The organism is Streptococcus sp. HMSC073A12, assembly GCF_001812815.1.
Classification (GTDB): Bacteria; Bacillota; Bacilli; order Lactobacillales; family Streptococcaceae; genus Streptococcus; species Streptococcus vaginalis.
In genome coordinates, this window is the sequence record NZ_KV810537.1 from 57,605 (window position 1) to 67,291 (window position 9,687).

A 9,687-nucleotide genomic window follows, 5' to 3' on the forward strand; every position below is an offset into this window, starting at 1 on the left:
AAAACTAGTTTTGTTCGCTTTTTATATTTGAGGTTGGACTTTTGTCCCAGCCTCGTTCTCTTTTAGCTCAATTCGGCTATAATAGCTTTTAATTGTTCTTTGGTATGAACACCGACAACTTGCTTCACCACTTGCCCATATTTTTTGAAGATGAGGGTCGGGATTGACATGATTCCAAATTCACTTGGTGTATTTGGGTTGGCGTCCACGTCCATTTTGAAGATTTTCAATTCGTCTTCATGCACCTCTTCGGCTAATTTTTCCAAAATCGGTGCCTGCATGCGGCAAGGACCACACCATGCTGCCCAAAAGTCAATGAGGACAAGTCCGTCTTTTGTTTCTTCTGCAAAATTTGCATCTGTAATTGCTGTTACCATATTGTTCTCCTCTGACGATGACCGATGTCATCGCTCTATTTCATTTCTTGACAACATTCTACACTAAAAGGAAGCATTTGCAAAATATTTACTACGGAGCGAAAAACTCCTCCGCAGATTAGTATTCAATAATTTTCCAAAAACGAACTTCTATTCGTTAGCAATTACTTGAGACGAAGCATTTGTAGGGGCAGAATGTGCTATGGAGTTAGTCGCTCAAAGAAAAATGATTGGTCATCAGATTGCTGGCATCTAGCAGGATTTTATTCAGAAGTTGATCCGTTGCTTCTTGAATCTTATCGCTTAGAGCTTGGTTTTCTGCTTCAAAGTCAACTATTTCTCCCTTTTCCAAGGCACAATCCACGCGCCCTAACATTTCATGCCCCAGAGCCATGGTTGTTTCTTGGTAATCATCTAAATCTCCCAGATGACTAGAAAAATGCGCATCAGCCAAAGCAGCGATTAAGCGATTGGTCCAATAGAACGAATCTGTAGAGACTTTCTCACCTGTATTAGCAAAATAAGTCGGTGTGGTGGAAATTTGAGTAAAGAAAGGCACGGCTGTATTGTAAGGCATAGAGCCATAGGACAACCATTGAATGCCCGTCGTTTCCTGTGGTTTATTGGGTCTCAACTGCAAGATAGATGTTTGACTTGTGCGGTTAATCCCAATCGTGCGGAAGGTCCGCCGACTGTGAGGAGTGCCTTCTAAGCCATAAGGGTCATAAGGAGAGTCTTGGTAATGGCTGCTAAGGACATACTTGACATCTTCAATCGTGATTTTACGGTAGGGTTTTTGACACCAAGGAAGGAAAAAGGAGCGCGGGTCTTGCTCAATTTCTGGATTTAGGAAACGCTGAATATCCCAAGCACGCGGTGTATTGTAATGGCGGTCTTTGTCACGCTGGCTACCAAAAGCATAGCGCGGATTGAAAGATTCCCCCTCATAGTTGAGATTCAAATGATTGCGATGAATAAAGTCTTTCAAATCAGGATCACAGAGGAAATATTCGGGATTGTCAAACTCAAAATAATCCATTCCCAGCTGGTTTGGATTAGTCACATAGGCGTCATCGGGCACCCGGCGAGCTATCCAATGATGTCCACCGATTGTCTCCAACCACCAGATTTCATTCACGTCAGAAAAGGCAATCCCGTTTGACTCATAGGTGCCGTATTCTTCAAGAATCTTCCCTAAGCGCAACACGCCCTCACGCGCCGTTTTGATATAAGGCAGCACCAAGGTCAGCATGTCTTCTTCTCCGATACCAGTCGCCACCAAAGGATCTGCTCCCAGCACTCGGCTATTCGTGGTAATCGTCTCTGTCTCGCTCATGGCTACATTGTAAACATTGATACCAGCTTCACCCCAAATCCCGTCTTTTGCAAGAGCGTCCGGTACACTGGTGTAGCGAACTGGATTGTCCGGCAAATCTATCTCAAAGCTTGATAGTAAAGACTTGTAATGCCGCGGCTGATCTTCTGGGCTAACAACAATAAATTTCTTGGGCGTAAACACACCATTTTGTGAATCTTCTGTACGTGCAATGATAGTTGAACCGTCATAACTTGCTTTTTTCCCAACCAGAATCGTTGTACAAGAATCTTGTATTCCTTTTTGTCTCATAAATGTTTCCTCTCTTCATTCTTTCTTTTTTATCCTGAACAGTTTTGCTTTGTTCACCAACTCTGCATTACTTAAACACCACAATCGTTGCTCCGCTGCCCCCAGCATTTTGCGGTGCATAGCCGAAACTCTTGACATGCTTATTGCGACGGAGATATTTGGTGACGCCTTCGCGAATGATGCCCGTCCCGATCCCGTGAATAATATCCACCTGTGCCATATTGTTGAGCAAGGCTTGGTCGATAAAGGTATCCAGCTCTTGCATGGCTTCTTCATAACGTTTTCCTCGCAAATCCAGTCGGGCTCTTGGTCCGCTTGTGGTTGTTCGTTTCACCACATTGACCTGCTTGCGCTTAGGCTGTTCTTTTTCAGCTTTGAGCAGGTTAAACTCTGCTTCCTCCAAGGTCATCTTGATGAGTCCCACCTGTGCTTCCCAGCGACCGTCTTTGAGCTGATTGACAAGCGTGCCTCTCTGACCGTAGCTAATCACCAGAATATCGTCTCCCACTTTTGGTTTCCGTGCTTTTTTGGCTTGTTTCAACACTTTATTCTGTGACAAATCCACCGTTTCAGGAGCCAATTTTTTCAGCTGGCTTTTGGCTTCGATAATTTCGTGCGGTTTGAGACTGGACTTAGCATGTAGATTTTTGAGAATCGTATCACTCTCGGTCAGCGCCACATCAATGATTTCCTGCGCTTCCAGCCTTGCCTTATTTAGCTCAGTTTCTTTTTCCCGATTGAACTCATTGTAGAGCTTTTTAAGAGCACGGTTAAATTTGAGATTTTCTTGCTCCACTTCTCGGATATTATCCAACCGCTTGCGACTTTCCAATGTCTGTTCTTCCAAGCGCTCAATAACGCGATTGACATCGCTGTCCGTGTCAGTCAATTCTTGAGCATCCTTGACCACTCTATCAGACAGACCTAAACGCCTTGCAATCTCAAAAGCATTGGAGCGACCCGGCACTCCCTGCATAAAACGATAAGTTGGCCTTAGGCTTTCTGTATCAAACTCCATGCTGGCATTTTGCACTCCCTCAGTCTCAATCCCATAGACCTTAAGCTCTGGATAGTGGGTCGTTGCCATTGTCTTGACCTGTCGCAGTCGCAAGTCTTCAAGAATTGCCATAGCAAGAGCTGCACCCTCCTGCGGGTCGGTTCCAGCTCCAAGCTCATCCAAAAGCACCAAGGCATTCTCATCAGCCTGCTCTAAAATAGAGACAATGTTCGTCATATGGCTGGAGAAAGTCGACAAACTCTGCTCAATAGACTGCTCGTCTCCAATGTCCGCAAAGATTTGGTCAAAAATCCCCACTCGACTCCCTTCATCTGCCAAAATAGGCAGGCCAGACTGTGCCATAAGCTGAGCCAAGCCTAGGGTTTTGAGCATAATGGTCTTTCCGCCTGTATTCGGGCCCGTAATGACAATCTCAGTCAAATCCGCCGCAAAGTACAAGTCATTGGCTACTGCATTTTCTATCAGAGGATGAGCAACATGGAGCAGGCGAATATCCTTACTATCAGACAGCATTGGCACCACCGCGCCTCTTTCCTGCATAAAACACACTTTTGCCCGAACTAGATCCAAATGTCCGATAATCCAAGCATTATTAGCAATTTCAGCAATATGAGGACGTATGCGGTCAGACAACTCTTGTAAAATCCGCAAAATCTCATAGCGCTCGTCTGCCCGCGCATTGGTGATTTCTTCATTGAGATTGACCACCGCCCGCGGCTCAATATACACCGTGTTTCCACTGGCAGAAATATCGTGCACCACGCCTGAGATACGATTGCGGAATGTATTTTTGACCGGCAAAACATTGCGACCGTTTCGACTAGCTACTACTTGATCTGCTAACATATCGCCCTTGGTTTTGAGAATATCTTGCAAAATATCTCTCACTTGAACTTCATTTTCTTGAATTTTTCGGCGAATGCGAGCCAAATTATCACTAGCAAAACTTTCAACAAATCCGCCCTCATTGATAGCCTGCAACGCTCCTTGCAAGCTCGGAAAAGAAACCAAATTTTCAAAAAGCCGATTCAATCTTTGCAACTCAACATTTTCCAAATCCTCATAAAAATCAGTCAATTCTTGCGTGACAGCCAAAACCCGCTTCAGAGCGAGAAATTCTTCAATGTTTAAGTCGCCTTCCAGCTCCAAGCGCTTGGTCAAGCCCGTAATGTCTTGGGTCGCAGCCAGACTGAAATGCGGACGCTGCACAAAAATCTGCTGCATGTCCGTCATTTCTAAAAATGCTGTCTCCAGCCTTTCTTGTTTATTGGACGGGAACAACTGTTGCAATTCCAAGCACCCTTGTTCTGTCAGAAGATAGGGTTCAAAGAGCGCCTTGATTTTCCCAAATTCTAACGTTTCTAAAATTTTTCTATTCATATTCTTATCTTTCCTGATGAAAAAGAAACTCAGCTAGCACCACCAACTGAGTCTTTGTATTTATCCGATGATTTTGGTCACCCAGAGTTGTTTCAACATTCCTGAAGTAATTGGTGTGTGACTGATGATAAATCGAGCTAAACCACTGGCATTGAGATGATTTTGAACAAGTGGTAAGGGAATCGTTGCTAAAACGGTCAGCAGCATTTGAATTCCAAATAAAGTGACGCAAACAGCTAAAGCACCACTAGCAACATTGTACCAACGCTCATTGGCTTTCTTGTTTGGCACCAAGTGAATAAAAATCCCAATAAAACGGGCTATGCTATAAACAATCGTGTAAATGACTAGATAAGCCAGACCGGCATAAAAAACCTTGTCCAACTGGAACAATTGGCTGCTGGGAAAGAAATAGGTAAATGTTCCTTCCTGTGCACTAGCGTAGGGAACTAAAAGATTGATTTGTTCACCTAGAGATTGGTACAGTTGCCCTGCAATAATTGCTGAAATAACCGCCGAAACAGTATAATAAGCCTGCAAAACAATCCCACGCGAATAGCCAATGTAAAAACTCCAAGCCAAAATCAGCAAAATTACTAATGAAATCATAGGGGCCCCTCTTGCTCACTAACCTTTTGCTTGTTGGCTTCTAACACTTTTTTACGAAGTTCTTCCAGCTCTTGCTCCTTGTCATCGAACTCAATCTCACGTGACAATTGCGTCGCTAAACTATTGACTGCTAGCAAAATAGCTAATGTTTCATCATCTGCCGCAGGCATCTTCTCTTTAATTGCGTGATATTTTTCTGTTGCAACCTTTTCAACTTCTTCCATGAATAAATTATCGTGTTCTGTTGTTAAGGTTACGCTTTTCTTTCCGAAAATAAATTTGTATCGATTTAAGTTTGCCATAAAATCACCTCAAAATATTATACCAAAAGGAAGCCATTTTGTCAGTTTTTAAAGAAATTTATCACTTTTATGGTACAATAACAATATGGAAAGTATTACCTTACAACCCAGTGAGAAACAAATTCAAGATTTTGTTGCCCAATACCAGGCACAGCTTGTTTCTAGTAAAAATCCTTATATTCGTTACCTTTTTAAGCTTGATAAGGCAACTGCCTCCATCTACACTTCAGGAAAAGTCCTCTTTCAAGGAGAAAAAGCCGAGCAGGCAGCACAATTTTTGGGCTATCAAGCGTCCAAAGAAAAAACGACATCTCATTGGCAGAATTGTCCTCTGATTGGGACAGACGAAGTCGGAAATGGCTCTTATTTTGGCGGGCTCACTGTTGTAGCGTCTTTTGTTACACCAGAACAGCATGATTTTTTACGAAAGCTGAGAGTTGGAGATTCTAAAACTTTGACAGACCAAAAAATCAGGCAAATCGTTCCTCTGTTGAAAGAAAAAATTCAACACCAAGCTCTGTTATTGTCTCCGAAAAAATACAACCAAGTCATCGCTGCTGGCTATAATGCAGTCTCTGTCAAGGTTGCCCTTCACAATCAAGCCATTTATCTGCTCTTGCAAACGGGAGTGCAGCCAGAAAAAATTGTTATTGATGCTTTCACAAGTGACAAAAATTATCAGAAATACGTTAAACAGGAACGCAATCATTTCTCAAATCCTCTCACTTTAGAGGAAAAAGCGGAAGGAAAATACTTAGCCGTAGCAGTCAGCTCCATGATTGCCCGTGACCTCTTTTTAGAAAATCTTGAAAATTTAAGTCAAGAGCTCGGCTATGAATTGCCCAGTGGAGCAGGAGCAAAGTCCGATAAAATCGCAAGTCAGCTTCTTCAAGCCTACGGCATAAAAGGCTTAGAAGCGAGTGCAAAACTGCATTTTAAAAATACTGAAAAAGCGAAGAAACTTCTAGAAAGGTAAGTTATGCAAACAAAATCAACTACTTTTTCAAAATTTATGAAAGAATGGGGATTTTTTATCCTCTTTATGGCCGTTCTTTTCTTATCACGCGCTTTTCTTTGGGTTCCTGTCAAGGTTGACGGGCATTCAATGGATCCAACCTTAGCTAATGGAGAATATCTATTCGTTGTCAAACACCTGCCTGTCAATCGCTTTGATATTGTCGTTGCAAGTGAAAAAGACGAAGATGGAAAAACTAAGCAAATTGTCAAGCGGGTGATTGGTCTTCCTGGAGACACTATCCGCTACGAAAACGACCAATTATATGTAAACGGCAAAAAGACCAACGAGACTTACCTTAAAAACTATCTAGCAAAATTCAAAGACGATAAATTGCAGGCAACCTATTTCTATAACAGTTTCTTTCAGTCTTTAGCAGATAAAGCTCAAGCCTTTACGCAGGATGCAAATGGGAACACTAGCTTTACCATTGAAGTTCCAAAAGACGAATACCTGCTTTTAGGAGATGACCGTCTTGTCTCAAAAGACAGCCGTCAAGTGGGAACCTTTAAAGCCAATCAATTGCAGGGCGAAGCAAAATTCCGTTTCTGGCCTTTGAATAGAATCGGCACTTTCTAATCCCAAACAAGTCTATTTTGATTCGTTGGAGCTGGGCAAAAAGTGTGCCAGCTTCTATCAGATTTAGGAATAAACGAATAACGTAGCTTCAACATTCAGTGAATTGTTGAAGGCGGGAAATCAGCCTTGCACAGCAAGCCACCGTGATTGGACTCTTCATTCGCTTTTCAAGATCGGAAGAGCACCTTTGACGAAAACTTCGTTTTCTTCATCTGCAACCTTAAACAGTTTGATAACTGTTTAAGCACCCTTGCAGGGGTGGGACTACGAACTAAAAATTTTCTATTTTTAGTTCTGTCCCACTCCCATTCTTTTAACATTGATACAGGAAGATGATGGAATTTTACTTTTCAGGCACCATTGAACGCATTATTTTTGAAAATCCCAGCAGTTTCTTTCGGATTCTGCTGTTAGATATTGACGACACCGATGCAGATTTTGATGATTTTGAGATTATTATCACGGGCACCATGGCGGATATTATGGAGGGCGAAGACTACACTTTTTGGGGAAATCTCGTGCAACACCCTAAATATGGTGAACAACTCAAAATAACACGCTATGAGCGTGCAAAGCCAACCAGCAAAGGCTTAGTCAAATATTTTTCAAGCGACCATTTTAAAGGGATTGGTGTAAAAACAGCGCAAAAAATCGTGGATCTCTATGGTGACAACGCGATTGATAAAGTCTTAGCAGAGCCAGAAAAATTAAAGAATATTGCAGGTCTTTCTGCTAAAAACCGTGAAGCCTTTCTCACAAAACTAAGACAAAATTACGGCACCGAGAGAATCCTTGCCAAGCTATCTGAATACGGTATCCCGAACAAGCTTGCCTTTCAGATTCAAGATTTTTACAAGGAAGAAACTCTCGAAATTGTCGAACAATTTCCTTACCAATTAGTAGAAGACATCCAAGGGGTTGGGTTTAAAATTGCCGACCAACTGGCACAAAGCTTAGGAATTGAAAATACTGCTCCAGAGCGTTTTCGTGCGGGGCTGCTTCACACACTCCTAACCCAGTCTATGGAAAAGGGCGACACTTATCTTGAAGCAAAAGAACTTCTGGAACATACGATTGAACTCCTCGAAAGTTCCCGTCAGATTGAATTAGACCCAAGTTCTGTTGCAGATGAGCTGACATGTTTGATTGAAGAAGATAAAGTTCAAAATGTTGATACAAAGATTTTTGAAAACAGTCTCTTTTTTGCCGAAGAAGGGATTCGCATCAGTCTCCTACGCATTTTAGAAAAAGGGAAGCAAAACAAATTTGAACCGGCAAAAATCGAAGCTGCTATTACCCAAATCGAAATTGAGTTTGCCATTTCCTATGATGTGATTCAAAAACAAGCGATTTGTGACGCTATCAATCACAAAATTTTTATCCTAACGGGTGGTCCCGGAACGGGAAAAACGACCGTCATCAATGGAATCATTGCTGTTTACGCTCTGCTGCATGGTTTGGATTTGCGCAAATCTCACGATTTGCCTATTCTTCTAGCAGCTCCGACTGGGCGTGCTGCCAGACGCATGAATGAATTAACAGGGCTTCCAAGCGCTACGATTCATCGGCATTTAGGCATGACAGGAGACGATGACACTAGCCATTTAGATGATTATTTGGACGCAGACTTTATTATTGTCGACGAATTTTCAATGGTAGATACTTGGTTAGCCAATCAACTCCTCAGCAACATTTCATCAAACACCAAACTCCTAATTGTCGGAGATGCTGATCAGCTGCCTTCTGTCAGCCCCGGACAAGTGCTGGCAGATTTACTGAAAATCCCTCTTCTTCCACAGACCAAATTAGAAAAAATTTATCGACAAAGCAAAGATTCCACTATCGTTACCTTAGCCAGTCAGATTCAAAAAGGCATCCTGCCAACTGATTTTATAGAAAAAAAGGCTGACCGTTCTTATTTTGAAGCGCGTAGTGAACATATTCCGCAGATGATTGAACGTATTGTAGAAGCTGCTATCCGCAGTGGCATTCCAGCTCAAGATGTGCAGGTGCTTGCGCCTATGTACCGCGGACAGGCTGGGATTGACCACATCAATCAACTCATGCAAAATCTAATCAACCCTGCCGAAACAGAACAAATCATTTTTGAAGCAACTGATTGTCAATATCGACAAGGCGACAAGGTCATTCATCTGGTCAACGACGCTGAAAACAATGTGTTCAACGGTGACTTGGGCTATATCACCGATTTGCTACCAGCAAAATATACGGACTCTAAACAGGACGAATTGACTATCAACTTTGACGGCAATGAGATTGTTTATCAACGCAGTGAATGGTATAAAATTCGTCTGGCATACGCTATGAGTATCCACAAATCTCAGGGTAGTGAATTTCCTGTAGTCATTTTACCGATTACATCCATCAGCCACCGTATGCTGCAACGCAATCTTATCTATACTGCTATCACCCGTGCCAAGAGCAAATTGATTCTTCTTGGGGAAAAGTCTGCCTTTGACTTTGCTGTCAAAAACACTGGTACAGCTCGCAATACCTATCTAATCCAACGCTTTTCAGACCTCCTAACTGATGAAAAAGTTATACACACTTCTGTGAATAATTTGGAAACAACTGTGGAAAAATATATCTTGACTGAGGAAAATTTCTTGAAAATCAACCCTATGATTGGAATAACGGATGAGGATATTCAAAGTGTTTTTGGAGAATGATAGAAAAAAGTGGCTCTTTGTCAACTGTAGTGGGGTAATGAAAAGCTAAGATTGAGAGAGTACGAGATTCTCCTCTCCATCTCTGGTATC

At 42.3% G+C, this 9,687-nt stretch carries 8 protein-coding genes; 3 read left to right on the forward strand and 5 right to left on the reverse strand.

Annotation, left to right across the window (positions count from 1 at the left end):
• Positions 1-62: 62 nt before the first annotated feature.
• The 5 genes from trxA to HMPREF2876_RS05290 all read right to left on the reverse strand — a co-directional run bounded on the left by trxA (position 63) and on the right by HMPREF2876_RS05290 (position 5,313).
• A complete protein-coding gene (gene trxA, locus HMPREF2876_RS05270) occupies positions 63-377 on the reverse strand; it encodes a thioredoxin (RefSeq protein ID WP_024052465.1) in 315 nt (104 codons plus the stop codon).
• A 208-nt stretch (positions 378-585) separates the two neighbouring features.
• Positions 586-2,004, reverse strand: a complete 1,419-nt coding sequence (locus HMPREF2876_RS05275) for a C69 family dipeptidase (protein ID WP_024052466.1) — start codon at positions 2,002-2,004, stop codon at positions 586-588.
• Positions 2,005-2,071: 67 nt separating this feature from the next.
• On the reverse strand, positions 2,072-4,402 hold the full coding sequence (locus HMPREF2876_RS05280) for an endonuclease MutS2 (RefSeq protein WP_070584435.1): 2,331 nt from the start codon (positions 4,400-4,402) through the stop codon (positions 2,072-2,074).
• Between the two features lie 60 nt (positions 4,403-4,462).
• Positions 4,463-5,011, reverse strand: coding sequence for a CvpA family protein (locus HMPREF2876_RS05285; RefSeq protein ID WP_003033009.1), 549 nt, complete (start codon positions 5,009-5,011; stop codon positions 4,463-4,465).
• Positions 5,008-5,313 (reverse strand): hypothetical protein, encoded by a 306-nt coding sequence (locus HMPREF2876_RS05290; RefSeq protein ID WP_070584437.1) that lies wholly within the window; start codon positions 5,311-5,313, stop codon positions 5,008-5,010. Before HMPREF2876_RS05290 ends, HMPREF2876_RS05285 begins: the two co-directional genes overlap by 4 nt.
• Before the next feature lie 85 nt (positions 5,314-5,398).
• Between HMPREF2876_RS05290 and rnhC the strand changes: the two genes are divergently transcribed.
• The 3 genes from rnhC to HMPREF2876_RS05305 all read left to right on the forward strand — a co-directional run bounded on the left by rnhC (position 5,399) and on the right by HMPREF2876_RS05305 (position 9,597).
• Positions 5,399-6,289, forward strand: coding sequence for a ribonuclease HIII (gene rnhC, locus HMPREF2876_RS05295; RefSeq protein WP_024052469.1), 891 nt, complete (start codon positions 5,399-5,401; stop codon positions 6,287-6,289).
• Positions 6,290-6,292: 3 nt separating this feature from the next.
• Positions 6,293-6,907: a signal peptidase I gene (lepB, locus tag HMPREF2876_RS05300; protein ID WP_024052470.1), complete on the forward strand. Its 615-nt coding sequence runs from the start codon at positions 6,293-6,295 to the stop codon at positions 6,905-6,907.
• Between the two features lie 335 nt (positions 6,908-7,242).
• Positions 7,243-9,597, forward strand: coding sequence for an SF1B family DNA helicase RecD2 (locus HMPREF2876_RS05305; RefSeq protein WP_070242083.1), 2,355 nt, complete (start codon positions 7,243-7,245; stop codon positions 9,595-9,597).
• Positions 9,598-9,687: the final 90 nt, after the last annotated feature.